The following is a 26,624-nucleotide window of genomic DNA, read 5'->3' on the forward strand; positions in this document are numbered from 1 at the left end:
TACCGAATGATGCTAGTGTTCCGGCAGTTGCCAACCCTCGCCAAATTCAGCTTCTGAAACTTCATCCGCAATTATCAACTGGCCGGCCTCGGGCAATTGGCCACGTTGAAACGTGGTAATAGTAGCCTGAATCGAGGCGTTGGCGATTAGACGGACGATAACCAACGCCGCAAACGAAGGTCCGCTGTTTTCTACCATATCCGTCATCGCGGCCACGTCGATCTCGCTAGGTATTGGTGGGAATGTCGGGTGCGAGTGCCACTCGCCAAGATAGTCAACCCGTCCAGCGCGACCGCTATTCTCCAGCAAGATCCGATCCATCTGTTGTGAGTGGGGCTCAGGTAAACTATCGAAACGATCTCGTGTCCCTGCCTCAAGATCGACGGTTAAACCGACGAGATCAAATTTTCCCGGAGCTGTCTGTTCTGCAACCAACCACCCGCCGATCTCGCGGTTGCCGCCCTTCTTGAGGTGGGTCTGCAGTTTAGCAAGCTGCGAGCGTGAGACTGTGAGGCTAAGCGTCATCTTGTACTCCAAGGTGAGTCATGACGCGTTCAACGCCCTCTTCTGCACAACTAGTGCTGCCCTTTTCCCATCCTTCGTGAGGAGCGAAAATAACTGGGTGGGTGTCGAAGGGATGATCAAAGATCCAACCTTTGCGCAGCCCGACAAAGTAGGCAGGTTCCGGATGAACTCTCATCTCTGTGATTGCCAGGGCGTCTAGGGCGTGACGTGCCAGCCTATTGGCAATGACACCCACATCGCCGTCAGAAGCGAAGAGGGGTTCATCGTCGTCATCACCTTGCACCCCGTAATTGTGCTCGCGGCCCTCTGGCGGTGCCATACCTTTCTCGTCGCACCATGCTCGCAATTGAGTTGCAGCGGTCAGTGGTGGCGGATCTTCAGACGGGATACTTCGTGCAATCAATCCTCCGAGCCCTCCCGCGTAGACTCGTCCCCAAACGAGGGGTTTACGCTTCTGCGTGCAAATGGCCGCTGCCATTCGAAACACTCCGCTATCAGCCGTCGTATCTATGACGAGATCACAAGTGCTGATGATCTCGCTCAACTGAGCAATATGCTGGACAGCGGATTGAGACGTCAGACTCATACCCAAAGCACCGACTTTTACTGCCGGATTTATTCGCAACAATCTGTGCCTTAGAGAAACTGCCTTGTGATGCCCCACATCCATTTCATCGAGTTCGTTTCGAACCAAGTTGTCGGACCAAAGAACATCATTATCCAGCAACATGAAATGACCGACGCCTTCGCGCGCAAGACTGGCGGCCACTTTTGATCCCAGCGAACCTGCGCCAATGATGCAGATGCTAGATTCTCGAAACATCTTCCCGTGGAGTCGGCGTTCTCTAGCCTTCGGCGGTTCAAAGGTATGAAACAGGTCAATCTTTCGTTTCGATCCGTTGTGCCGAACGCGCAGCAATACCTCTCGCCTACCATTTGACATGACAACCAACATGTCGCCGGCGTCTTCTACCCATTTACGGAGCCATGAAGGCAGGTACTGGTACAGGAGCCCCTTCAGCTCTTCGGGATGCAGATCTGGAATTTGTCGAATATCGGGCAATCGATATAGGACCCCAGGGACCACCCTTCCCCCAAATCCCGCACCATCAATCGGCACCCGTAAACCAGAATCCAGCCCGATGCTCGCGATGCGAGCAACAAGAACTTCAGAACCCCCAACCCGGCGCTCCAAAGTCATATGAATATCGGTTGCGTGTCCGGCAAGGCGCAACCTTAAAAGCCGTGCGGTGTCAGGCGGTAGCATGAAGCGCCGGGAGCACCCCGAGAGCAACGAAGGTAAGTCGGCTGGATGAGCGCTTTCCACGTCTGAGAAAGCATCGTCCTTTGGGGTTGCCTCGAGAAGTGCTTTGGCACTCCGGACCACATCCGTGCTTTTGCAGTCGGGGTGCCAGTTATCCGGTCTATACTGAAGGCATAGTTCGCCACCCTCGCCATACTGGTGCTGGGATAGCCGGACCGAGCTGTCGGCTGGAAGTACAAATGGTGGCAGATCTGGAAAAAGTGCTGGGAAAACCAGCCGCAATGGAATGCGACGCTCCCCGGCGAGCAGAACAAACGACCAAGTCAGCAGGCCATCGGCGTTTTTGCTGAATTGGGGTTCTTCCAGCCAATCTGATGCCGCGGCTAGGTCAGCGAGCTCTTCACACTCACGGATTAGCCGCGCTTCGCCGACTGTGAAGTCCATCAACCAAAACCTTTTGGCTCCGTCGGCCTCCGATCCTCACCACCAAAGACGAGACCGGGCGCAGAAGCCCCGGCTGCAGCGGCAGGAGCAACGGATGCCGCACGTGACCCCGCAGATGTCGCTACCCTCGAGCGCGCACCTTCAACGAGGGTGCTTCCAAGATTTCGTGAGAGCTCGTTTAGAACAATATTTGTGTCGCTGAACCTTTGAACGGCACCAAAATCCGTTCGAGCAGCCTCCAGCCACTTGAAGAAGGATTCCCGGCGCCCGGGAAATTTTTCCCACCTATCCGCAAAATTCTCTGAAGGGTCCGTAGGGTTGGCGATCCATGACACCCCATTCCGCTCTTCGATCGCGAGATGCATATCCCTCAGAATCTTGGCAATTGCATCCGATACCCTTGCTTCGCCTGCATACGCATGGGTCGAGAGCGTCGTGAGGATCACACTGATAACCTTCAGGTCCTTATCCCGCGCCGCGAACCACTCATCTCTGTGACGTTTCAAAATCATGATGGATGACTGGAGAGGTGTTCTTACCCGAAATACCGGGACGTCCTCCACACTCGCTGTCACTTTGCCTTGGGCGTCCAGGATTGCCCTTCTACGTTCGTTCAGTTGTTCGATCTGCCTTGACTTGAACCATGCGGCAAAGCCCCTGGGATTGCTCGTGCGCCAATCATCCGTAATGACATGGTAAGTTTCAGCCTTATCGCTGTCGGTGATGGCGATCGCACCTTCCGCAAGCGCTTGATCCGCGAGGTAAGTAGAAAGGATCGCGCGCATATTTGCCTCGTCTGGAACCGCCGGCAACACGTCCATGTGAAATTGCGCACCATCGGCGTAGATCAAGGTGCAGCACCTTCTAGACTCACCTACCTCGTTTTTGATCCCTCGCGCATCGCGATACGCCTCGAGCTCAGCCAGCAGATGAGCGCGGAGATCTGCCTGGGTAATCTGCGCTTTTGTCAGAGACCGGAAAGAAACAACGATGTCGAGATCGTAGTCTTCGTTCTTTGACGTCGGCTTGATCGGCGTGCCGAGCGCGAACGAGCCTTGAATATAGACATCGGGATCATGGTCACGAACCTTGGACTCATCGCGATGCAAGAACTCGCCAAGGTCCTTGTAGCGTCGTTCGGCTTGATCAAAGCGATCTTGTGGCACTGCCAATTCTTCAGCAAGTTTTTCAATCGCGACGTTATAGCCAAAACCTATGTTCGAACTCGTGTTCATCATCAACTTCCTAACTCAATCGACCTCAACTTAAAGATGTTCGTTTGGCCCCGACTTTTCAACCTTTTTGCGGAACCGTATTTGCAGATTTTCTATGGCTCTTCAGCCCGTATGCTCTTGATTTTACGTTCGTCTTGGCTGGCGGCAATGGCATCGCTAACGATTGGCACACCCGAGACCCGCTGCTCTCGTTGATCGACAGCAGCTCGATACCCTCGTCGGGGTGCTGTTCGATTAGCATCTGTCCTCGAAACCCGATGCGGCCCCATTCCCGCACGAGACATGCGCCGCCAAAGAGTTCTGACTGAACGCTCATTCGATAGAAGCGCCGCATGTTGAGAGACGGATCGATCCGCTTGAGATCGATCGTCGTCGGGAACACTTCCATTTGCTGCTTCTTGTCCAACATATTGGGCACTCCTTTCTTGTGCGCCACAATATCAGGTGGACATCCGTGTTTCCACTATGTTCTAATTTTTCCCGACTCGGGCGAAACATTTCCGCTGCACTCACTCCTAGCATGGCAGAACTGCTGCAGGTTTAGGACTTCGACTGTACTTCGTGTTCTTGAATAGGGCGACAAATGGTAAAGAACATCTGCATATTCTCGGACGGAACCGGCCAGATGGGTGGCGCCAGGCCGGACCAACGGCTGTCGAATGTCTACAAAATGTATCGAGCCATGCGTCCCGGCCCAGATTCACCAATTAGCCCTAAGGACCAAGTGGCTTTTTACGACCCGGGCCTGGGAACAGGAGAACGCGGTGGGTTTTTCGGTCGGATCAAGCCGATCCTGGAAAGCGCCGTCGGAACTGGCATCGACCACAACATCATCGATTGCTACGAGCAGATCATCGCCCATTACGAGCCCGGTGATCGCGTGCTGCTGTTTGGGTTCTCGCGCGGGGCCTACACAGTAAGAGCACTGGCAAACGTTATGAACCTCTGCGGTGTCCCGACGCAGATGCCAGATGGTTCGCCGGTCCCGCGTTACGGCCCCGGATTGCGCAAGATCGCCAAGGACGCTGTAAAATTCGTGTATAATCACGGTGCTGGAAAACCGCGCGGACAAGATCCTTACTTCAAGAACCGTGAAGAGCTCGGCAAACGATTCCGCAAGAAGTATTCGAGCTTTCCCAATGAAGGTGAAGACAACCAAGGCAACGTTCAGCCTACCTTCATCGGGGTCTTCGACACGGTGGCATCACTGCGAACGGCAGTTGTCCGCACCTTGGTCTGGGGCGTCACTTTCGGGGTCGGAGCGGCTTTTGCCGCAGGTGCTGCATTCGGGTGGTCTTGGCTTTTGGTTGTTCCACTCGGCGTCCTACTAGTAGCGCTTCTTTGGCAGCTTGGTTCCCTGTTGCTCGACAACTTCAAATATTTCTCTGACGATCCTGAGCACAAACTGACGCTATGGCACCCAACCGATTGGCCGCAGATTCTCAAGACGGGTCATTTCGCGGCTTGGAACAAGCGCAACTACGACAAGTGGCTTGATCCCGATGTCCAACACGCCCGTCACGCCATGGCGATCGACGAAGACCGTGCTGACTTTCCAAGGGTCGGATGGGCATCCAAGGCGGCCGCGATCGAAACCAAAGATCGAGAGCCGAAGTGGTTGAAGCAGGTCTGGTTCCCGGGCTGCCATAGCGACATCGGCGGAAGCTATCCCGAGGCAGAGTCCCGCCTGAGCGATATCGCCCTCGATTGGATGGTCGACGAATTGAAAGACTGCGTGCCGTCGATCCAGATCAACGAGAACGTCTTGAACCGCGCCCCTGACCCTCTGGGTTTGCAGCACCGCGAAGACGCGTTGGTAGCATTTGGCCCCCTCCGCATCCGCTGGAAGAAGGGAATTCGCGCAGTTGGCGACGACTTCCCGCTCCATCCTTCAGTCGAAGAGCGCATGCGAGCCAAGGCCGTCGCCCAGTGTGGCGAGGTTAAGCCCTACCGACCTGCCCAGTTGAAAGAGCGACGCGACTTGAAATTCTACTACGACGAATAGGGGACTAGTCGACGGCGCTCACCCTCCCAACAATTCCTCGATGAAATCCTCCTGCCGGTCGAGCGCCGCCTCCCATTCCTTCGGCACCGCAGCTTCCCGCTCGAGCGTCTCGGGCTCGGGCTGCCCGCGCCCGGCCTCCAACGCCATCACGCTCATCGCCCGCGCCTCGCGCCGCTGCGATCTATCCCGGACAGGCGCGCGGTCGGCTGGTTTCGCCTGCTCGTCTGCGCCGGTCTCGTCACCACCATCGCCGCCCCAAGGTCCCACGCCTTGCACGCTCGGCGGATAGGGGAACGGCTTGCCCTCCTGGCGTGTCAACATCTCCTTGAAGAACGGATCGTCGTAATACTTGATCCGGCTCGCCTTGATCGGATGCTGGGGCGAGGCGAGGATGATCACCTCGTCGGGGTCCATCAGGCGCGCTTCGGTCTCGGAAAGCAGCGGTCGCTCTTCCAGCCGCGCCGAGGTCGAGGTCGCGCCAAGGATACCCTTGTTACGCCCATACATCCGCGTCACCGCCTCGCGGGTGGTGCTGCCGACCGCGGCAGAGACCTCTTTCACGGTGCGCTGGTCGCGGGGCGTGATGTAGAGCTTCAGCCCTGCGCCGTTCTCGAGGCTCTCGCGGCCCTCCGGCCCGTAGATCCGGTCAAGCGAAGCCAGCGACTGCGCGATCATCGCGACACGGCCGCCATAGCTTGCCAGCGAATGGATCGCGCGTTCGAGGTAGGGCATGGCCCCCATCTGCTGGAATTCGTCGATCATCATCATGACGGGCCAGGGCTCATCCGGGCCGGGCTCGTTCAGGCGGATCGAGGCGATGAGGTCGGCGAACATCAGGCGCAGAAGCGGGGCAAGGGTCGCAATGTGATCCTCGGACACCGCGATGTAGAGAGACTGCGGAGTCTTGCGGAAGGTCGAGAAATCGAAGTCGCTCGCCTCGGTGGCCGAACGGACCGCCGGGTTGTCCCATTGCTTGAGACCGGCCGTCATCAGCGCCTGAATGTTCGAGGTCAGCAGCCGCGACGAAGCAGAGGCCGCATTGGTCCAGAGCTCGCGCAGGATGTCTTCCTCGGCCTCGTCAGCATAGGTCTTGTACTGCGCGTTCTTGTATTCACCCCCGGCGACAATCTTGTTCACCTCGCCAAGGTTCGGCGTGCCACGCTGGATCGCCAGTAGGCAGGCCGCGACGAAGATCGACTTGCCGGCCTCCGAGAAGGTGTCGAGCGTCTTGTTGTCCTTGTCGAGGAAGAGGTCGGCCAGGATAGAGACCTCGGTAAAGCGCTGCGCGAATGTCGGGGCCTTGGCGATCCGCGCCAGCGGGTTGTAACGATGCGTTGCATTGGCCCAGTCAAAGGGGCTGAAACGATAGACCTCGTCGCCGTTCAGTGCCCGAAGCCGCGCGGTCTTCTCGAAGTTCTCGCCCTTAACGTCGAGCACCACGACCGAGCCCGCGAAGCTCAGAAGGTTCGGGATCACGAAACCCACACCCTTACCGGCACGGGTCGGCGCCACCATCATCACATGCGGGATCATCGTCGAGGAGATGAACTCCGCCTTCGAGGTCGGCGCGCCAAGCTTGCCGCAGACGAAGCCTTTGCCAGGGGCCTGAAGCATGTCGTTCTTCTTCAGCTCCGCTTTGGTCTGCCAATGGGCAGAACCGTAATCGTCGCGCTCCTTCTTCCAGGTCCACGCCAGTGCCAGCGCGCCGAGGCCGATCGCGCCGAAGCCGACGGCACCAAACCCCACCTTGAAGGCCTCGGGGTGCGCTGCGCGTGTAGCTGCACTCGCCTTCCAGAGCGCCAGCATGTCGAAGCTGCCAAAGCCGGTTTTCAGGGCCAGGGTCAGGTAGAAGGCGGCAACGATGGTGCCGATGACGGCGCCGCAGATCACACCGAAAAGAAGTGCTGCCCAGAGGGGAAGTGTCTTGGTCATGGTGGTCATCCCCCCTCAGAATTCCATCTCGTCATCGAGACCGCGGTCCCGACCGAGATCGCGACCCAGCTCCTGCGCCTCCTGCTGGCCGCGCAACCGCGCGACCTCGGTCGCCTTATCCTGCTGCAATCCGGCGGCGCGGTCGGTGAAGACCTGGTCGCCCGTTTCCTCAAACGTCATTTCAAGGAACTCTTGCGTGACGGTGATCTGGTCGAGCTTGCTCGGCAGGGCCGCGTCCAGCACCTCGTAGTTGCCACGGCGAAGCTCGGCCAGGCCCTCCTCACCCAACTCCTTGAAGAGCTCGGATTGCAGGGTCCGCTCGACCGTCTCTTCCTGTTCCTCGGTAAGCTTGCCGTCCCGCAACATGTCGGCGAGGTCCTGCAGGTAGGGATTGGGCGTCCGGTCATCCTCGTCGATGAGGGGCAACGTCGCCTCCTCCTCGTCCGCGAGGGTCCGGCCGATCTCGACGCCCATTTCCTTGGCGCGTTCCATCAGCGCGTCCATCACGCTGTCGACCTTTTCTAGGGCTGCATCCAGTTGGTCATCATTGGCCGTCTCGACGCTGAGACCGTCCTTGGCCAGCACCGCGTTCATGTCCCGCTCGACCCAGTCCTGCGCCATGCCGTAGTTCCGCGTGCCGCCCGCAGCAATCCGAGCCACCAGCTCCTCGCTGTCCATGCCCACCTCCTCGGCGCGCTCGAGCACGTCGCGCAGCCCGTCGTCATTGCCGGACTGCAGCGCGGCGATCAGCACCTCGCTGCCCGCCCCCGGCGGATAGGGTTCTTCGAGCTGCTTGCCAAACCGCGCGCGCAACTCCGGGTCCGGCACCATCTGCGAGAGGTCCGCGATGATCGGTGCGGCCTTGGCTTCAAAAGCGGCGCGCTCGGCCGGGTCCAGTTCCTCGGCCTTGAGCCTCAGCGCCTCTATCGTGCGCTCGGAATAGTCGATCGCATCACCGACGGTCTTGATGTCCTTCATGTCTATTTCTCCTTCGGTGAAGTTCCACGGCGTGCCCGAGCCAAGCCCGTCCGCCATGCCGCGCAGGGCGCGCGCCATGTGGCGCTGGTCCATCCGGTCCAGCAGATCGGCGAGGTTCTTGTAGTCCTTGGCGAAGCCCACCACCTGCGCCTGCGCGATGGCGGATTCCTGGGCCGTCATGACGATCTCGCGCGGCAGGCGGGCTTCTTCCTTGGCGCGGTAGATCTCCTCGATCCCGGCGGGTTTCTCGAAGATGCCGCGCTCAAGCCGGGTGGTGGCGTCGAGCATGACGCCATAGCCTTCCGCGATCTCGGCCTGCTTCTCGCGCATGAGCTGAGGCGACATCACGCCTTCGGCCCAGCAGGAAAACCAGGTGCCGCTTTCGACGCCGCGATTGTTCAGGATGATGTGGGCGTGCTTATGCTCCCGGTCGTCATGGACAGCGAGCACATAGTCCCACTGGTCGCCGTATTCGCCGCTCTCGAAGAAATGCTCAGTCCAGTCCATGGCGATGTCGCGCACCTGCTCGACCGTCACGTCGGCCGGAAAGGACAGCAACATGTGGGAGGTGAAGCCGAGCTTGGTCGAGCCGCGCCAGGTCCCGGCCCAGTCCTCGATGATGTCCTCTTTCTGATCCTCAGAAAGCACCGCAGCATCGGTCAGCGCGTTGGTCATCGTCGAATAGGCGTAGACCGCCTTGTCGTTGATGTAGGAAATCTGTGCCCCGAGCGAAGCACGCGTCTTGCAGCCTCCCGCCCGGATCCGTTTGAACACCGCTGCGCGGCTCTGGCCCGAGGCCGCCTTCAGCGCATTGCGCGCCGACAGGGATCCGACGCGCGCGAAACTGCGACCCTGCCGACGCCCCGCCAACCGCGCGTCGATCCGCGCCGCGGCCTGGCCCCGGATGCGTTCATCCTCCCAGAGCCGGCCCATGACCGAGGTATAAAGGGCGAGCGGATCAGCCATTTCTGACGAGCCTCAAACCTGTCACGGTCTCGCGCGGGCTGCCCTCCAGAACCGCGCCATCCGCCCCCTGCCCTTCTTCCTTTTGCGGCCACTCCTGAGCACGCAGTGCCTGCGCCGCATCCTTCATCCGGCCCATCTCACGGCTCATGGACTGCGCAAGATCGAGCAGTTGGATCAGGACCGCGCGATCCGCCTCCGAGACCTCCAGCCGACCACGATGGACCGCCTTGGCGAGCCCCAGTCCGGCGTCACTCACGTCCTTCGCCTGACGCCATGCGGCGCAGAATTCGGTGACCAGATCACGCGGCACATCGAGGAACCCGCACCGCCCCCGCAGCACCGCGTTGAGCGCCTGCGAACGGTTGGCATAGCCCCGCTCGCGCCACTCGGCATCGAAGGCGTCCAGCTCTGATCGGCTGGCCCGGAACGCCACTGTCTCGCTCGGATCGCGTACCGCGAGCCCCTCGCCCGCCTCCTCTTTCGCGAGCCGGTTCACGTGGCGCGGAGAGATGCCAAACGCCGCCGCCAGTTCCTTCGCGCTCTCGCCCGCCGTGAAGCGCCGCGCCACTTCGATGCGCTCTTCAAGCTTCAGGTTTTTCGCTGGCCTCGGCACGGGTCAGACCCCTCGGACAAAATGTGCAAACATTGGCCATATCCTGCCAACGTCTTCCTTCTCTCCTTCGCTTATACTTCAATAAATCACATTGCACAATATTACGTTTTGCATACCATGTCTTTTTGCAGGCATTGGACGCCGTCAAGACCCCGCGTCGCGGCGCGGCATGGTACGCCACCGTCCTCATCGATGCGTGGCAAACTGGTCGAAAAAATCTGCTGAAACTTGTGTTCAAGACGCACGTGACGAAAGACAAACCGAACGCCTGAGCCGGTCACGGATCGGCGCCAGGAGCACGAAAACGGCCCGCGCGGGATGGCGCGGATCACACCCTCTGAGGGCGGCACGAGGCTTCAAAGGAACAGCGTCAGCCCCCTGCGGATCCGAAGACCCGCAGGGGTATCTGGGTCAGTGACCCAGTCCCAGAGAGCGCAGGTCGTCGTAGCGGCTGCGGGCGATCAGAGCCTCGGTCTCGAGGCTGTCGAGGGTCTCGGGATGGGCGTCTTTATCGAAGGCGGCGAGGTAGGCATCGAAGGCCATGTCGGCTTGCAGCTCGGCGAGGTCGATGGATTGTTCGAGTGTCATGATGTGATCCTTTCCGTTGATCGTCGTTGGACGGATCGTGGAAAAGACCGGGGGCATGAGAGCGGGCTGCACCCGGCACGGGGCGGAATGAAATGGAGCACGCCGGGGGCAGGTTTGTTGTGAGCGGTGCACCGCAGCGCTCAAGGCGCAGCCGTCCAGAAACCTGCCCCCGGCGTTGCCGACCGCTCGACCCCGGGCTAGCGATCTCTAAGGCCAACAGGTCGACGGAAAGGCGCGCGACGGCGACACTGGCGTGAGGCGTTGCCCTTGGATGCATGGCGTTGATTTGATAATTCTTCGCTCGCGGCCAACGATGTGTTTTCTGGCCCCAGGACATCTGCGGCAGGGACGCGGTGACGGCGGGAAATACCATGTGCGTTTCACTCGGCGGGCAGACCAGCAATTCTTGCGGCAGTACGGCCAGAGGTGGGCGTCATGTGGAAGAACACACTTCTGATTTGGCGGTCCGGAGCGCAATGGAGCGCCTCATCATCTGGAAAGATCTCAATGCAGGTGCCAAGGTCTGTGTCATGGCCAGACAAAAATCAATCGACCCGCAGAGACGCGCTGAGTTCAAAGAAGTCGCGCGCGAGATCATCGGCAAAGATCGTGCCGCTAAGAAGTACGGCTACTCGCAAAACACGATTGGTGAGATTGAGCGAGCATTGAAGCAAGCGTTTCTCGACGGAGTGGCTGCGGGTGCAGGGATCGCCCCAGAGCCAATCAAATCCGGTTTGACTTGGGAACAGGTGCCGCCTCGTCCACGCGAGACGCTTGCTTCATTGTCCTTCGGTTTCAGCAGGCGACTTGGAACCACGACAATTCTACCGAGGGCGATCCATCGTTTTCTCAAAGATGGAAAGTACCGATGGAGCTTCGAAACGGGCGAAGGCGTGCCTGGGGATCGTTCCATCGCAGACGGATCCGCGCGTCCATTGATCGACCTCGGATTGCTTGCAGAAGACCCAAACTGCGCAAATCGCTTCGAGCTGACTTCTGCCGGCGTCGAGCTTTGCCAAGACTATTGGCGACGTTCCGATGCCGATGATCCAACACTGCCCAAGATCAGCTTGCGACCCATGTGACGTCATCTACGTCGCCAACGAAGGCGCTCAGTGTCCGCGAGAATTCTCCGGCACTCCTGGAACGGTGTCTCTGGTCTCAAATAGCGAAGCTGTTGGAACCATCACATCAGGCCGGGGACTGCGGCCCATTTGGGGATGACCGGATTTTGGTCGAGACCTTCCAATCGCCTCGACGCGAGGTAAAGCCAGACCGCCGGAGCGGTCTGGCCGTTGGCTTAGGCGGCGTCTTTCGGGCCCCAGGGGATAACGGCCTGCAGGGACAGATCGTCTTGGTTTGCGGCCTTGCCGAGGTTCGCGTTGAAGCCGTGGTCGCGGATGTTCAGCGTGTAGTAGTCAGCGCCGGTCTCCTTGTTCTGCTTCTTCCAGATGCCGCCGCACTCGACCAGCTTGCCGCGCGGGGAGCGGCCGAGGACGCGGTGCGTGGGGGCCATCGGGTTTGTGCTCGCGACGGGTTCGACCGTGATGTCGAGGTCGAAGGTCAGGGTCGAGATGGAGCCGATGCCCTTGGCGGTTTCGATGTCGGCGCTGGTGAATTTGATGCAGTTCGTGGTCATTGCTCTTCTCCTTGTTTGCGTTGCAATGATGGTCACCTTGCAGCTGGCCAAGGCCCGGCCACACCGAAGGCGAAGCGCAGCGGAGAGGGGCAGGCGCCGGTCTTTTTGATCCGCGAGGAATGGCCCGCAGGGGCAGGGGAAAAAGATCGGCGACAACCTTTGTGGACGGGACGACAGCTGCGACCAGCATGTCATGCAACTCAGACAAAGGGAGAAGTGCGGCGGCCACGGAGGAACCTGGGTGAACAGCCGAGGGAGATGCTGCGGGGGGCGGTGTCTTCTCTGTCCTCTTGCCCCGATTCGCACTCGGACGATTCAGAGCTTTGCCCGACCCTGCCTTACGTGCCGCGACGGCTGGTTTCTGTAGCAGCGCGATGTGTGTTGTCTGGTAGAGCAGCAGGGATACCGTCGAAGAATCGATACCGTGCTCTGCCCACTCGGATTTCGAACGAACCCTCTACGGCAGCCCGACAACTTGCGATTTGCGCATCACGACCATCGCCGGCCTGATGCCAGCTGCTGCCAACGCAATCCGGCGGTCGCCGAACACCGTTTGCGACCCATGATGCCGGGGCAGAACAGCATATCCAGCAAAGCGAGGAACAACACCGGCCGAGACGCGGGGTACGAGATCACTGATGTGACACGCCTGCCCCAGCGACCGTTACCGAATAGCCGAGATGAAGCGTTGCCACGACCATGCGACGGCTGGGCGGGCTGGCTCCGGAGGAGACTGCCCGGCCAGCGGCACGGCGCAGGGAGAGGCGGCGTTTCAGCTCGGGGAGGGCGGCTGCCTGCAGCCGGCCGAGTAGGGCGCGGTCCTGACCAAAGGGCAGGAGGGGCCAAATTCATCAAGACCTAACCATCACACGAAGGACTCGGTTGGCCGCGAAGGAAACTGGGTGAACCGCCGGTGGAGTTCCTGCGGTTTGACGGTAGTGCTTCGAGCTAGGCCTTTGCCGTTGTATATCCGACATGTTGCAAAGAACTAAGCCGACCCTGTCCGCAATTGCACAGCCTTCAGCTCAGAGGACTACACGTGCATGAGGCATCGGCAGTGGATCAGTAAGGGCAGTCCGGCCCCGGCCGCAAAACGCCCTCCGCAGTGGCGCGGCCCAACGCAACATCTTGACCGCGCTCAGTCAGCTCGAGCACCCGATTATCGTCGTATTGGCCCAGCCGCACCAAGCCGAAGGACTCCAGTGAGCAGGCGGTCGAATTGAGTTCGTCTCGTGTGGCTGCAAGTGCAATTAATCGGAGCCAATCCAAAAGGACGAATTCATGCATACGGTAGCTCGGAGCCCGCTCGAGCGCCCGCAAAACAGCCAAAGCTCGATGCGTTTCTTTGATGGCTTCAATCGGCGCGACATTGTTCGATGTCATAAAGGATTCACGCCCATCACCAAATCCGTCTCCTTCATGCAGCTCGGTTATTGGCCCGATCTTGAAGAACCATCAGACGAGCCATTAGGTCATCGAAAGCGATGGAGTCTGACTGAAGCAGCCCCGCTTCCTGCATTTTCTGGTAGTCTTGGGCCAGCGCCTCAAGGGCCACCCCTTCTGGGATCAGGCAAAGCGACCCCGAGACGGCATCGGCATAGTTAATCGTCGCGCCCGCACGATCGGTTTCGCGGAAAAAGTGCTGTTTGTGCTTCGCAACATCCTGGGCAAGCGGCTTATCCTCCAGCGCCCGAGCAGCGATACCCACAGCCTGCAAGCGATCCAGATCGTACCAGTGACGCGCATAGCGGTCGCCGCCTCGAAACGCACCCCGCAAGCAATAGGCATGGATAGCTGTCGCCTTTTCCCAAAACGTCCGTTCGGCCATCATCACACGAGGCGTGGCGACGGGCATGAGCAACTCAGGTAGTGCTTGGGAGAGGTCACAAATTACTTCGTGACGTTGTGCCGGCTCTCCTGTGGACCTGGCACCAAATTCCAACAAGACCGAGGATCGAACATATCCGCTGCCGCTGCGCACCGCGTCGTAGTCCAGATAAATTTTGTCACCTTCTACACGGATTTCTGCCGGGAGCGCCGCTGCCTTGACCTTGTCCGACAAAATGGGGGCCACTTTTGACGCCACCCACTCGCCCAAGCGATCCCGAACGGCTTCGGTCCATTTCTGAGCTTGCGAGCGGCTTGGCGGATATGGATCTTCAGGATCCTTGATCAGATCGGGAATGATCTGCCTGATGTCATATGTCAGGTCGACATCTTCTGAGAACCGGTCAATCGCCTTATAGACCTTGGAAAGCGACGTTCCGCCCTTGAACACCAAGTGTTCGCCAAGGTCACTGTCGAACAAGGCGTTAAGGACCCAAACGACCCAAATGTCTTTTTCTAACAGGTCCGCGGGCCGCCCCAGTTTCGAGGCGGCCACTTCCAGCGCGTCGATCTTGTCTTCGCGCGACAGCGAAAAATAGGTTTGGCTTTCGGTCATTGCAATGACGCAAGCGCGCTAAGTTCCTTGGCCATCCAAGTTGGCGCAGAGGCTCGAAGGCTCAGAAGCTCGCGCTTCTCCTCTTCGTTCAACGTCGCTTTGATACGCCTCAAAGCCTGGGCAGCTTCAGACTTGCCGAAATAGGCGAGCGCCCGAAAGGCGTGCCCGGCGCGGCTGTTGGGCGCACGAAGCTGCCAGCTCGGCACATGTTTAAGCTCGACGCTTTGCGCTCCGAGCTTCAGATGGCGGCTCGGCCCCGAGGTCCAAAAAACTTGACGGGATGGATTCTGCGTCGAAATGCCGAGCAGGTTCGCTGCCGATGCTCCGCTTTGCGATACGCGTTCGCCGGTTGATTTCGCAATGTGCTCAACCACGGCCTCAACCGAGGGCGCCCGGTTCCCGAAGCGGGTTTTCACAGGCAAAGCGAACAATCCGCGCTTCACACGCATGAGCTCCCCGCGCCGAACCAACCGCGACAACGCCTGGTCCACCGCGGCACGCTCTCCAAGGTGCAACAACTCCCGCGCCGACAGGGTCGCACCCTCCGGCAGCGCTTCAGCATAGGCCTTGATCGCTTGAGATGTGGTTTGCATGTTCGCCTCCTAGTGTCAGATATATAGATTAGTTTCTGACAGTTTTCAAGCTGAGGCTTGCGCGGCTCACGCTGGTTAAGAAAAGACCACAACATTAAGCAGCTCACCTGTAGTACTCGGGCATAAAGAGGCGCTTCTTGACGATCGGAAATCATGACCAACCGGGTTTACACGGCTGGTCGACATAAGCGGCCCAGAATGGTCACTACTGAATGTTCAGCATTGCTGTGCAGCTTCCTGAAAGGTCCCGTCGGCCGCAGCCATCACGACCTCGTCTTCGGCCATCCATTTGTTGGTGATCAGAAACCTGCGGACCGCGTCGGGGGCCTCGGAATAGAGCACAAGCCCGAGGCTCTCTTCAGCCCGCGTGCAGGTAACGTATAGCAAACGGCGGGTGCGCTCGATCGTGGTTTCTTCGCCCTGTTCCGCCTTTTTCTGAGAGGCTGGGGACAGGCGCTTTACGTCAAACAGCGTCTCGTAGGAGGCAAGGCCCTTGAAGCGTGTGTGGGCGTCATCAGCGATCACCATGACCCGTGGAAATTCGAGCCCCTTGACCCCTTGGTGGGTGCCATATGGGCTGCGGTCTTCGACATAGGCGAGGTAACGCGCCACTTGGGAAAACGGCGCCTTAAGCGCTTGCGTCCAAGCCCCAGTGATAGCGGTCTCGGCGGGCGGTGTGGCCTCGGGCGTAGTCAGGTCCAGCTCGGCAAGGATGTCGGCCATGTCTTGGGCCATGGGACTGTCGTCAGGCAAACACGGCCGAAGCTGGTCAGGGATCGGGAACAACCGGTGCTCGGCCACGACCGCTAACACTTCGGCACAACTCGGGTCCCGTTCGTCCTTGAATAGCGTCATCAGCGCTGCGACGCCCGCCCGCGCCGCGTCGAGGCCAGTAGCCTGGCCTCCGCGCCCCGTCCGGATACCTCTCTTATCGACCAGCGGTGAGCCGTCGCGCAGCACTGCCATCGCGGCAAAGGCATCCCCATTCCTTTGTGCCGTCACCAAAGGCAAGACCCGGTGGGTGAAAAGCCGCATCGCGGGCAAGGTGCCATCGCGAAACCCGTCCTTGAGCTTGTCGGGTTTGCTCAGGGGCTCAAACAGCTCACTAAAGCCAAGACGCGCGGCGGCCATGTGACGCTCGATCGTGAGGGTCTTGATCGCCTCCGCGTTCTGCCACGCGGGGTCTCCGGTGACGCGGGCCATCTCCACGCAGGTTGAAACTTCAAAGGTTGCTCGATCCGTGCCTTCACTCGGCGCAAGAAAAACACGCACGGTGCCATCCGGTTTATCTTCGCGCGCCCGCTGCTGGCGGCCATCTTCATCGCGCCGGATCGAATTCGCCAGGTCCACGATCCGCTTGCGGCTGCGGTGGTTCATCTGTTTGGCCGGTTGCGCAAAATCCCCCACTCGCTGGTCAAGATCGCGCAAACCATCAGTATAAATGCGCTGCATCGTGTCCCCGAGCAGCCCTAGGACGATGCGACCGCGATGGCGCGCCTCGAATGTCAAAAGTGCCTCCATCAACGGTTTCATCGTGTCCTGGCTCTCGTCGATCAGGATGAACGGATAGCGTGCCAAGACGATGTTCTGGAACGTCTCGCTTTCAGTCAGGAAATGCGCAGCGAGCGCAATGACCTCGGTATGTTGCAGCGCATCGCGGCCGAAATTGTCCCCCTCGGGCGCATAGGTGAAGGCGCGGATTTCAGCCAGGCGCTCCAGACGCTTCGTCTTGGAGGCCATCTTCTTCTCGCGTTTGTCATGGGCGTCGGTGCCCGAACGGCCCTTCGCATGGGCTGCTTGGATCTCGGCAATCTCTGTCTGCAAGTTGCTCTCTAGCCAGCCCCGAATATCAGCTGAGCGCCCCTCGATGAGCGACCAGGCGAAACTGTGGATAGTCTGCACCTGAAACACCGGATCGGCCTTGACGCGGCGTGTGATCTCATCTGCGGCGGCGTTAGTATAGGTGATGACGGCAATCTTGCGGCTGTGTTTGCGCAAGGTGGTCAGGGTCTGTGTGTCCAATCCCTCAAGAGCCTCCTTGAGAGATCGCGTCTTGCCCGACCCCGCCCCGGCAAAGAGAAAGAAGCTGCGCGGCTGATCGAGGGACAGGCACTCGCGAATCGTCGCGTCAGCGCCCGCGTCGCGGGTAGCGTCGGTCATATCTGTCATGCCGCGCCCTCCACGCCCTTTAGCTGGCCCGCGAGCCAGGTAAGGCCGGTGTCGATATATGGCGGCGCGCGCAACGCTTTGATGTCTTTGATGTACAATAGATCCAGTGCGAAGGCGGCCTTTTCCGGTCTTTTTGCCAACCTTTCAAAGAGTGCATTGGCGAGGTCTTCAGGGGCCTGAGCCTCAGCGATGGATTTGGCAAAGGCACGGGTCATAACGCAGGAGAACTCTGTCGCTGCGGCGTCCGTCACGGCTTTGGGGTTGGTCAGAACAAGAGCATCCTCGAAGGTGCTGGGCGTGACGTTCGTGGACACCGAGCCAAGTGTCACGTTTTGCGAGGTTTGATAGCTGACGGCGATGGGGCGGTCAGGGGCCGTGTGACACAGGGCCTTGGGAGGCGAGGCTAACAACGCATCGATCTCTGCCAGCTTGGGGAGCCAGGTTTTTAGTACGTGGTTGGCGGTGGTTTGAGCGGCCCTGCAGCAAGGCTGGACCGATTCTTTGACGACCTTCCCGCCTTTGTTGACCTCTGCCACCGCGTCGAGATCGGTGATGATCAACGTCGGCACTTCCAGCGCCTCGACCAGAGGCCGCAGCCTATGCGCGTGACTGCCCCCCAGTTCCAAAAAGGACAGATAGGCTGCAGCCAAATCAGGGTAGTGATGCTGGATCAGATGCGGCAGCAGAATCCGCTCCGCAGCACCCTCAATCACGATGATGGCGTCGGCGAAGAATAGATCAAAATGTGTAGTCAGCAGATAGCGCGTCACGAAGCGATGGGTTTCATTGTCCGCACCAAAGAGCCCAGTCATATTCGCCACACTGGCCGTGGGCACAACTCCGTGACTTGGCAGCTCGCGCTTGAAGTAACGCAGCTCCTCAAACGCGGCGGCGTGTGCGATATGGCCCGAATGGGTGCTCACGACCAGCTGAGTGGTAAAGGCCGAGCCCTCCTGCTCCAGATCTTTATGGTTGCGCAGCACCTTGTGTGCCCTAGCCATAAACACCTGCTGCACCTGAACATGCAGGTGCGCCTCCGGTTCCTCGATCAGCACCAGTTGCAGGGGTTCGATACCCTTGTCGTCTGGGGTCACCGCCTTTGACTTGAACTTTCCTACCTGCATCCAGTCATCACGGAAACGCATGAGCTGAAACACCATGGAGATCAGGTTCTGGAAACCCAGGCCGTTGTAGCCTTCTGGCAGTTTCACCCCGGATGTGTCGCCCGAGATGTCGTATTGCACCGCAGCCGGGTGATCGAGCCCGTCAACGGGTTTGATCTGAGTGGCTATGAAGAGTTTCGGATTGTTCAGCCCGCCGGGGTAGCCGAGACTTTCCAGTTCCTTGATAGCATCAGCGAACCCATCCTTGAGCCGGGCATTAAAGGTGGTTTCGGCATCATGGATTGCCTCGAGCGCTTTGACATCGTTCGGCGTGGGGTCCTTTTCGGGGTCGATATGTTTACGGAAATAGGGCTGTATCTGGCTGGCAATCTTGCGGCTAGTCGCGCTCATCGCTTCATCGTCGTCGCCGTTACTGTCCCCTGCGTCTGCGAAACCGCGTTGCGCGTTGATCTCACGAATGTGGATGAGTCCAGCAAAGGGGTTTGAACCGATCCCCTCCGCCAATGGCGGCAGGGGATGCGGCTCCACCGGCCCTGTTGTGGTGAGGCACATGGGATCCAAAAGATAGGCGTTGAGTTCGAATAGGTCCCGCAGTCGTTTGTCCAGAAACTCCCGAAAATCGCGCGGCCAAAGCGCGAACCCTTTGGCCGTTGCGCCGCCGGGTTGCAGCGTTTGAGCGGCCTCTCGTGCAGCCAGGTACTGCGCCTTGATGTCCGACCCGTTCTTTGGCTCAAGTCGCAGGCGTACCCCGAGCAGGCCACCTGTCCAGGTAAGGGTGGGGATCAGATGCGCGACATGGTGAAGTTCTGAGTTGTCTGCGTGGAGCCAGACGTCGATGAACGGAAGCTGGTCTTGGAGCGGGCTGAGATCCGCCTCGGCCTCCGGTGTCCAAGTACCCGCAATCTTTTCGATAGCGGCCCAGTTTGAGGCTGTAACATCACGCGCGTCGATACCGCCCCGATCCTTGAGGAATTTGCGCAGCGCCTTCATGGCCGATGTCTTGCCGCTGTTATTGGCCCCGACGAGCAGAGTTTGTTTGTCCGACATATCCAGACGGGCGCGTCGTAATTTTCGAAAATTGAAAACTTCAATGCGTGTGAGCTTCATAGATTTGGTGTCCCCCTCGCAGGAAATGCTACGATAGTTTCTCTATATATACTCGTCCTGCGGGTGTGTAGCCGTGCTCAACCGTCAGGGTTCTCCCACTATTCACTGTCTGGCTATTCGCTTCGCAGACTCACGGGAGGTGGGGTGGAAATCGCATAGTGGGGCTTCGACTTCTCATCGGCCGCGAGGCGTATCGCCGGAGGCCTTGCCGCTAATAAATGCACGGGGCTTCGCTCAGAAATACTGAAACGATAATCCGAACGGCGGACTTTACGCTCAGCATCGGCAACGCGTTACCCGAAATCGACTTGTGAAGCTTCCGCCACAACCCCAGCATCTTCCAACTGCTCCCGATCGGGAAGATCGCGCAGGGACTCCAACCCGAAGGCGACGAGGAACTGCTCTGTGGTGACGAAGGTGTAGGGAGCGCCGCGCCGAGGCGACCTTGGCCCGGTCCCGATCAGGTCGCGCGCATGCAGCCGCCCGATCAGATCACGGCTGATCTCCTTACCGAAGATGTCCTTCAGCCCGTCGCGTGTGATCGGTTGGTGATAGGCGATGGCGGCCAGGACCGCGACGTCGAATTCGCTCAGGTCCAGCAATTGGTCCCCGATATCTGCCGCTGCGCGGATCGCGGGGCCGTAGGTGGCGCGCGTGCGGAACATCAAGCCCCCGGCGACCTGGGCGATCTCGAAGGCCCGCCCTTCCAGATCGGCGGCAAGGTCCTCGACCAGCAGGTCGACCGAGGCCCCCTGCCCCACCACGCGCGCCAGGTCGTCGCGCGGCACCGGCGAGGCAGAGGCAAAGAGCACCGCCTCGATCCGGCGCATCCATTCCCGCCAGCGCGCCTCCGGCGGCAGGTCGAGCAACTCACGATCCAATTCGGGGTCAGAGCGATCCTTCGCCATCCCTACACTCCGTAGAGCCGGAAGGTGTCGCGCCCGGACAGTTCGCGCACCGCGCCGAGGTCAACCAGCCGGTCGCAGAGCCGCCGCGCGGCGCGATCCGGCAAGGGCAAGGCCGAAGGCGTCACAGCATCGCGGGTCAGGAACATCTCGACCGCGTCGCCCGCCCCCTTGGCACGCAGCTTGGGTGCGACCGCCTTCAGATGCGCCGCCCGACGCGCGAGGTCGGCAGCATGCCTGGCGGCCTCGATCACTGAAGGGATGATTGCCCGATGAGAGGCCAAGCGAAGGTCATCGCCTTGCTTGCGCAGGTCGGCGCGTTTCAGGCCAGGGGCTAGCAGCGGCACGAGATGATCCCAACCGAGGGCCTGGGCGAGGGCCGCCTCCGCAAGGATCAGCGCCGCAACCTCTGCGCGCGGTGCCGCGCGAAATACTGCCTCGAGCACCATCGCAGCTCGGCCAACGGGCGCCCCCTGACCCGCATCTAGCCAAGTCGCGATCTGGCCTTGCTCGAGGGTCGGCAAGGCTCGGCCCAGAGCCTTGATCGACACCGGCCGCTCCACCGCGCGCCGCCACGCAAGGTAGGTTTCACCGCCCGGTCCGGGAAGATCGCCGGGGCGCAGTAGGTGCACCGCGTCGCGCAGGTCCCCTGCCCTCTCTGGTCGGCCAGAGAACGCGACACAAGCCTCCGCTGCGCGCAGCGCGAGCCGGTCCCGCAACAAGGCTTGGGGCACCTCCGCGCGTCCGAGCACAACATGCAGGTGGTTCAGCGCGGCGCCCGACAAAAACGCAACATCTTCAAGGGTTTCGGCACGGGCAGAGGTGACCCAGGCAGGCATCCGGGGTAACGTGTCGAGGTCGCTGGAATGATCTGGCCGGGCAAAAGTCATGCCTAAAGCCTACATCAGAGCGGCGCTTTCTGCCAGAAAATTGCGCCATAACCGCCCCACCTTGATCTCATTTGTTATGTCCAATAAGTTTGCATTATCGGACATCAAAATGATATGCTCAGCGACATGCAAGAAAACGGCGAGAATTCGAGCTCAGAGCGGCCAAACGGGTCTTCGGTCAACGAGGACAACGAGAGAGATCGCACTGACGGCGAGTCCTTGACCCTGCCTTCCTTTGTGGCGGGCTCAGGCACGCTCGATCGTTTGGTCGATACGGCCCGCGACTATGCGCGCGCAGCGGCCTCAGACAACACGCTGAAGGCCTACGCGAAGGATTGGATGCACTTCGCGCGATGGTGCAGGCTCAAGGGAGCCGATCCCCTGCCTCCATCACCGGAGATGATCGGGCTTTACCTGACCGATCTGGCTGCGCCAACGAACGGAACCCCTGCCCTATCGGTTAGTACAATCGACCGTCGGCTTTCCGGTCTCGCCTGGAACTACGTGCAGCGGGGGTTTTCCCTCGACCGCAAGGACCGGCACATCGCCACCGTGCTGGCCGGGATCAAACGCAAACATACGCGCCCTCCGGTGCAGAAGGAAGCAATCCTGCCCGAGGACATCCTGGCGATGGTGGCCACCCTGGGGTTCGATCTGCGCGGATTGCGTGACAGGGCCATTCTGCTCATCGGATATGCCGGTGGTCTTAGGCGATCGGAAATCGTCAGCCTGGATGTCGGCAACGATGATACCCCCGACAGTGGCGGCTGGATCGAAATCCTCGACGATGGCGCGGTGCTGACGCTGAACGCCAAGACCGGCTGGCGCGAGGTCGAGATCGGCCGCGGCTCATCCGACCAGACCTGCCCGGTGCACGCGCTGGAACAATGGCTGCACTTTGCGAAGATCGATTTCGGACCGGTCTTCGTGCGCACCGCGCGCGATGGTCAGAAAACGCTGGACGCCCGGCTTTGCGACAAACATGTCGCCCGTCTGATCAAGCAGACCGTACTCAAGAGCGGCATCCGCGCCGAGTTACCCGAGAAAGACCGCCTCGCCCTGTTCTCCGGCCACAGTCTGCGAGCAGGTCTCGCCAGCTCCGCAGAAGTCGACGAGCGTTACGTCCAAAAGCAGCTCGGGCACGCTTCGGCCGAAATGACCCGCCGCTACCAACGCCGCCGTGATCGATTCCGCGTGAACCTGACCAAGGCCGCAGGCCTGTAGCCACAGCAATCCGACAGATATGCATCACGCCGCCTGCCCGCTCAACCGACCGTAGAAGCTGCGCTCCAGATGCAGCTCCCCTGCCCCGGCCTTCTCGACCATCCCCCGCAAATATCCGCCCGGAGACGCCACTTCGCCGGCGCAATGCTTGTCGAACGTGAGAACCAGCGCTGCTGTCGCGATTTGGGGCCCGAGACGGTCCTGAGCGAGGTTCCAAGCGTGTTCTGAGACACCAATCATCGGCCTGAGTTGCCCGACAACGCGATGAAGATCGCCCCAATCCTTCAAATAACCGCCCATATTGCGTGCCCAGGACGCGAATTCAGGACAAGCCTGCATCACAGTCGGCAAATCAAGCGCTGCACCACGTTTCTTACGTGTTTCAGCTACCCAGTCTTCTAGCTCCCTATCCACCCTCTCTTCCGGTGGCGCATTTGTCTCCACGCCCGCCGCGTTCTCTTTTTCAGAGGACTTACAGGTTACAGGATTAAGTTGATTTGTAATTAGTATATGAGGGTCGGAAATGACCTCCCTGGGGTTCATTTCTTGAGTCTTCTTCGTGACTTGGGCATCCTTGTTATCGCTGTTTTCCACAGGTTTTGCCGCGCCAGACGCTTTGAGATAGGCCGCTTCGACCCGTTCCTGGAGTTCCTTGAACCACGACAGAAGCCGCTCCAACTGCTCAGAGGTTTCGTGGCGGCGCGGAAGTCGGTCCAGTAGCTCTTCGAAGAGACCCGTGAACTGCGCCCAGGGCCCGCGCAGCGCGCTGCTGACGGCCGCCTCGATCCGAGCGCGGATCATACGGCGTGCAACCGTGATCTGGCGCTTCAGGCGCTGACAGAGCTCGCGCTCAGCCTGCAAATCGGCATGGAGTTCCTCGAACTCCTCGACACGCGCCGACAGCGGCGACAAATCAAAGCCATAGGCCTCGACGATGCGCCCCTCGGCGTCCCTGCGGCCCCACCGCTTGCCGTTCGGGCTGTCCTGGAAGGAGATCACGCCAATCTCGGCCAGGCGCCGGGCATGGCGCTTGAGCGCGGAGAGCGAGAACCCCGTCTGCTCCATCAGATAGGCGTTCGAAACCCAGACGATCGGGCGCTGTCCCTCCTCCCAGTCCTGGGCTTGCGTGAAGGCCCCCAGTGTATCGAGGAGCATCGTGTCGCCGGCCTTCAAGCCGATATGCGCGCCAATGCGCTTGAGCGCGACAAATGCCCGTGTTTTGGGTACTGCTACCCGTTCACCGGCTTGGGCAAGCTGCTCAGCAACCCCAAGACCCGGTGTCGGCTTGCGCCAACCTGTATGTTTCATGCCTGTATCTTACCTCCGGTTATGTGGAGGCAAAAGAAAGCCGTTCGCTCAGGAGCGTTCGTCGTTGACAGTGAATCCTGCGAGACTTATCTTGAAGGCGACCAAACCATTAAGATCAGCTCTCAGGCCACACCGCTTGGGGGCTTTTCTTTTGCCTTTACTTCGATTGTCGTTCCTTTTTGCTCCTTGCCTCGTCGTTCTGCCGAATGTGGCCCTGACATTGTCGTCAGTCGGTTTCCTTTCCCGAGCCTTCGGCGCTCAAGTAGTCGGCGACTAAATCTCCGAGCTTCTCGAGACGCTCTTGGTCAATCGGCACACCTGCGACCTTGATGGACAAGTTTCCATCGACTGAAGTCGCCGAAAGATTTCGGTTGCCCACCTTGCGTTTGACCGTGAGCTTTCTGGGCTTTGCCTTCGGTTTGGGCTTGGATTTGTTCACCCTCTCCAAGCTCGCTAAGGCTACCTGCAAATCACGAAAGCTCATTTCGTAGACATTCTTGAACGCGTTCAAGATTTGATTCTGCGCAGCGAAGACAGACCTCGCTCGTGAGACTAGGCTCTCATGCACGCCAATTTTCTTTGCGAAGGCCACAGCTGTCAGCTTGTCTGCGCCAGAAGCCAACGTTTCATACATTTCACCAATCGAAACCAAACGCTCAAATGGGCTAAGATTCTCGCGCTCCTCATTCTCGCGGAACCGCAGAAACAACATCTCAAACTTGCTGTTCTCGGCGTTTCGCGCATCCGGCGAAGCGAGAATTGCACGAAGAGGTAAACCCAACTCCGACGCGGCCGCCAGTCGACGGCGTCCTGTAAGCATGACAAATGGAACACCAGTGACGTTCGACGGCTCCAACGGATCCGGCTGCCAATCCGGATCCTCGGGCCACACCAGAATGGGAGTGTCCTGCCCGTTCGAGGCAATGCTGTTTACCAGAGACCTGAATGCTTCTTGGGACATCCAGTCTTGACGGCGGTCTGTCCCCATAGGATCAGATATCTGGTCTGGCGACAGGCTTATTTCGTGGCGGCCGTTTAAGATATCCGAACAAAGCTCAGTTCTGCTTCGCTCCACAGCGGCTTGCGATTGCGCAAGCGCCCCTGATTTCCAAGCACTGCCGGCCCCCTTGAAAGGAGTGGAAACAGCATCACCCGTTTCTGCCCGTCCTTCGGGACCGAGCATGCGCTCTTTGGATGTGTCAGGATTAGTAGCCTTGCTGACCAGCGACCTTGGAATACTGCGTTTCATGCTTCACCCTCGCCGTCATCTTCATAGAACTCGTCCATCCATCTATTGGCATAGCCGCGTTCGAGGCCCGGCCAGAGTCGCGATACTATGGCGTCGTTCACGGCGTCGGCATTCGTGATGAACCGGTTGATCCCCTTGCGCTTGCCCGGCGTGTCCGGCTCGTATTCGTATACAGACTGATAGACGTCCGACGCGTTCGATATCGCGTCGGAACGCAGATAAAACACCGGCAGAATCTCCGTGGGGCAATGTTCTAGCAGGTTTCCGATGTGGTTGAGGTCCTGCGCGTTGGACCGCTGGACGATCGTTGGCAACAGCATGTTCGCACCCGTGCCGATCTCGATCCTTTCATGCGCCAGGATGTGCTGAAGCATCCCAAGCAAGCCAGTCACGAAGGTCGACAACGTCGCGATGTCGAACCCCTTCATGGTTTGCGGTATGACCAGCGAAGTCGACGCAATCACGTTGTTCAACTGGAAAAGTGTGAGCGCGGGTTGATAGTCGATGATGATGACATCCAGGGTCTCGGTCAGCGCGGCGTTCAGCCGCCGCTGATCGACCTTGCCCTCGACTACCAATTCGTTGGGCAGCGTTTTTGGCGGGTGGCCCGCTTTCCAGCGATCAAGGGCATCGCGCAAGTAGCGATAGAAGCTCTTTCCGGCGGGGGCCTCTCGCACAAGGCGCGCAATCTGGATCTCTCCTTCAGACGTTTCGCCATGAGCCGGCAGCAGACGCAACCCCGGCCAGGAGGTCTTTAGAAAGAAACTGTCGAGCGTCTCCGCATCGTGATCGGTGTATGGCGCATCTTCCGACTGGAAGAGGCCGGCAAAGTCCACCATGGAGGCGGTGTTTTCGTCGGGCATCTGGGGAAGACCTTCACCCCCGACAAAGTAGAGCGTTATCGTGCTTTGCGGGTCTGCATCCATGACACCAACACGCATGCCGTAATGCAAGCTGAGGTACTGCGCAAAATGCGCAGCACTCAGGCTTTTGGCGGTCCCGCCTTTCTGGCTTGCAAACGAGATGACGGGCAGAGGTGCGTCCGGTTTCCGCCATGCCAAGTAATCGTACGGCCGCTTTGCCGAGGCCGCTAGAAGTGCCCGCATGTGCATCAATTCGGACAGCGTGAAAACGCGCTCTCTTCCAACATATTCGCCCGCGGGAAAGTCATCGCTCGAGTTGGCGAACTTGGTGAGATACTGTATACTAACGTTCATAAATCTTGCGCACTGGCGCATTGACCATGTGCGCTTGATGCGCTGACGCAAGGTGAGTTCCTTGTTCACTGCCACCATCGTGCGCTCAAGCCCGCGTGACAGGTCAGTCAAAAACTGTTCTAGACTACCGCTCATTCCTAAGCCCTGACTTCGGTTGGGTCCGAGTTCGACTCGATTCTGCATCGATGGTAGCACGGTTTCAGGGG

The 26,624-nt window shown here is 59.5% G+C and carries 22 protein-coding genes and 1 pseudogene; 4 read left to right on the top strand and 19 right to left on the bottom strand.

Features of this window, described 5'->3' with window-relative positions:
* Positions 1–12: 12 nt before the first annotated feature.
* The 4 genes and pseudogenes from AC2FMY_RS18395 to AC2FMY_RS18410 all read right to left on the bottom strand — a co-directional run.
* Complete coding sequence (locus tag AC2FMY_RS18395; protein WP_138865835.1) at positions 13–525, bottom strand: M67 family metallopeptidase; 513 nt, start codon at positions 523–525, stop codon at positions 13–15.
* A complete protein-coding gene (locus AC2FMY_RS18400; RefSeq protein ID WP_138865834.1) occupies positions 515–2,233 on the bottom strand; it encodes a ThiF family adenylyltransferase in 1,719 nt (572 codons plus the stop codon). The genes AC2FMY_RS18395 and AC2FMY_RS18400 overlap by 11 nt, the downstream gene beginning before the upstream one ends.
* A complete protein-coding gene (locus AC2FMY_RS18405) occupies positions 2,233–3,468 on the bottom strand; it encodes a nucleotidyltransferase domain-containing protein (RefSeq protein ID WP_138865833.1) in 1,236 nt (411 codons plus the stop codon). Before AC2FMY_RS18405 ends, AC2FMY_RS18400 begins: the two co-directional genes overlap by 1 nt.
* A 172-nt stretch (positions 3,469–3,640) precedes the next feature.
* Positions 3,641–3,877, bottom strand: a pseudogene (locus AC2FMY_RS18410) (WGR domain-containing protein); the annotation flags it as partial.
* 174 nt (positions 3,878–4,051) lie between these two features.
* Between AC2FMY_RS18410 and AC2FMY_RS18415 the strand changes: the two are divergent.
* Positions 4,052–5,473: a phospholipase effector Tle1 domain-containing protein gene (locus tag AC2FMY_RS18415; RefSeq protein ID WP_138865831.1), complete on the top strand. Its 1,422-nt coding sequence runs from the start codon at positions 4,052–4,054 to the stop codon at positions 5,471–5,473.
* Between the two features lie 18 nt (positions 5,474–5,491).
* Here AC2FMY_RS18415 and AC2FMY_RS18420 read toward each other — a convergent pair whose 3' ends face one another.
* From AC2FMY_RS18420 to AC2FMY_RS18430, 3 genes are read right to left on the bottom strand one after another with little or no spacing between them, the layout of a single operon-like run.
* On the bottom strand, positions 5,492–7,405 hold the full coding sequence (locus AC2FMY_RS18420; protein WP_496807859.1) for a type IV secretory system conjugative DNA transfer family protein: 1,914 nt from the start codon (positions 7,403–7,405) through the stop codon (positions 5,492–5,494).
* A 15-nt stretch (positions 7,406–7,420) separates the two neighbouring features.
* Entirely contained in the window at positions 7,421–9,349 is a 1,929-nt protein-coding gene (locus AC2FMY_RS18425) for a relaxase/mobilization nuclease domain-containing protein (RefSeq protein ID WP_496807860.1), read from the bottom strand.
* Positions 9,342–9,962 (bottom strand): helix-turn-helix domain-containing protein, encoded by a 621-nt coding sequence (locus AC2FMY_RS18430; RefSeq protein WP_496807861.1) that lies wholly within the window; start codon positions 9,960–9,962, stop codon positions 9,342–9,344. Before AC2FMY_RS18430 ends, AC2FMY_RS18425 begins: the two co-directional genes overlap by 8 nt.
* 134 nt (positions 9,963–10,096) lie before the next feature.
* On the opposite strand from AC2FMY_RS18430, the gene AC2FMY_RS18435 reads away from it, so the two are divergent.
* Entirely contained in the window at positions 10,097–10,234 is a 138-nt protein-coding gene (locus AC2FMY_RS18435) for a hypothetical protein (protein ID WP_496807862.1), read from the top strand.
* Positions 10,235–10,373: 139 nt separating this feature from the next.
* Here the strand turns inward: AC2FMY_RS18435 and AC2FMY_RS18440 are convergent, their stop codons facing one another.
* The gene (locus AC2FMY_RS18440) at positions 10,374–10,550 is read right to left on the bottom strand and encodes a hypothetical protein (RefSeq protein WP_226562287.1); all 177 of its coding nucleotides are present in this window, start codon (positions 10,548–10,550) and stop codon (positions 10,374–10,376) included.
* Between the two features lie 476 nt (positions 10,551–11,026).
* On the opposite strand from AC2FMY_RS18440, the gene AC2FMY_RS18445 reads away from it, so the two are divergent.
* Positions 11,027–11,635, top strand: coding sequence for a hypothetical protein (locus tag AC2FMY_RS18445; protein ID WP_226562288.1), 609 nt, complete (start codon positions 11,027–11,029; stop codon positions 11,633–11,635).
* A gap of 215 nt (positions 11,636–11,850) precedes the next feature.
* Here AC2FMY_RS18445 and AC2FMY_RS18450 read toward each other — a convergent pair whose 3' ends face one another.
* The 8 genes from AC2FMY_RS18450 to AC2FMY_RS18485 form a co-directional block, all read right to left on the bottom strand.
* Positions 11,851–12,189: a DUF736 domain-containing protein gene (locus tag AC2FMY_RS18450; protein ID WP_226562289.1), complete on the bottom strand. Its 339-nt coding sequence runs from the start codon at positions 12,187–12,189 to the stop codon at positions 11,851–11,853.
* Positions 12,190–13,251: 1,062 nt separating this feature from the next.
* A complete protein-coding gene (locus tag AC2FMY_RS18455; protein ID WP_067627377.1) occupies positions 13,252–13,572 on the bottom strand; it encodes a VpaChn25_0724 family phage protein in 321 nt (106 codons plus the stop codon).
* Between the two features lie 34 nt (positions 13,573–13,606).
* The gene (locus AC2FMY_RS18460) at positions 13,607–14,632 is read right to left on the bottom strand and encodes a nucleotidyl transferase AbiEii/AbiGii toxin family protein (protein WP_226562290.1); all 1,026 of its coding nucleotides are present in this window, start codon (positions 14,630–14,632) and stop codon (positions 13,607–13,609) included.
* Entirely contained in the window at positions 14,629–15,225 is a 597-nt protein-coding gene (locus tag AC2FMY_RS18465) for a DUF6088 family protein (RefSeq protein ID WP_067627380.1), read from the bottom strand. Before AC2FMY_RS18465 ends, AC2FMY_RS18460 begins: the two co-directional genes overlap by 4 nt.
* A 216-nt stretch (positions 15,226–15,441) precedes the next feature.
* On the bottom strand, positions 15,442–17,394 hold the full coding sequence (locus AC2FMY_RS18470) for a UvrD-helicase domain-containing protein (RefSeq protein ID WP_496807863.1): 1,953 nt from the start codon (positions 17,392–17,394) through the stop codon (positions 15,442–15,444).
* Positions 17,391–19,625 (bottom strand): ATP-dependent nuclease, encoded by a 2,235-nt coding sequence (locus tag AC2FMY_RS18475; protein ID WP_496807864.1) that lies wholly within the window; start codon positions 19,623–19,625, stop codon positions 17,391–17,393. Before AC2FMY_RS18475 ends, AC2FMY_RS18470 begins: the two co-directional genes overlap by 4 nt.
* Positions 19,626–19,918: 293 nt before the next feature.
* Entirely contained in the window at positions 19,919–20,533 is a 615-nt protein-coding gene (scpB, locus tag AC2FMY_RS18480) for an SMC-Scp complex subunit ScpB (protein WP_067625277.1), read from the bottom strand.
* A gap of 2 nt (positions 20,534–20,535) precedes the next feature.
* On the bottom strand, positions 20,536–21,420 hold the full coding sequence (locus AC2FMY_RS18485) for a DUF1403 family protein (RefSeq protein ID WP_284376319.1): 885 nt from the start codon (positions 21,418–21,420) through the stop codon (positions 20,536–20,538).
* Between the two features lie 114 nt (positions 21,421–21,534).
* On the opposite strand from AC2FMY_RS18485, the gene AC2FMY_RS18490 reads away from it, so the two are divergent.
* A complete protein-coding gene (locus AC2FMY_RS18490; RefSeq protein ID WP_496807865.1) occupies positions 21,535–22,644 on the top strand; it encodes a tyrosine-type recombinase/integrase in 1,110 nt (369 codons plus the stop codon).
* Positions 22,645–22,668: 24 nt separating this feature from the next.
* Here AC2FMY_RS18490 and repC read toward each other — a convergent pair whose 3' ends face one another.
* The 3 genes from repC to AC2FMY_RS18505 form a co-directional block, all read right to left on the bottom strand.
* On the bottom strand, positions 22,669–23,952 hold the full coding sequence (gene repC / locus AC2FMY_RS18495) for a plasmid replication protein RepC (RefSeq protein WP_496807866.1): 1,284 nt from the start codon (positions 23,950–23,952) through the stop codon (positions 22,669–22,671).
* 226 nt (positions 23,953–24,178) lie between these two features.
* Complete coding sequence (locus tag AC2FMY_RS18500) at positions 24,179–25,201, bottom strand: ParB N-terminal domain-containing protein (RefSeq protein ID WP_496807867.1); 1,023 nt, start codon at positions 25,199–25,201, stop codon at positions 24,179–24,181.
* Positions 25,198–26,553, bottom strand: coding sequence for a ParA family protein (locus AC2FMY_RS18505; RefSeq protein WP_496807879.1), 1,356 nt, complete (start codon positions 26,551–26,553; stop codon positions 25,198–25,200). Before AC2FMY_RS18505 ends, AC2FMY_RS18500 begins: the two co-directional genes overlap by 4 nt.
* Positions 26,554–26,624: the final 71 nt, after the last annotated feature.

This window comes from Ruegeria sp. YKSE079, assembly GCF_059612845.1.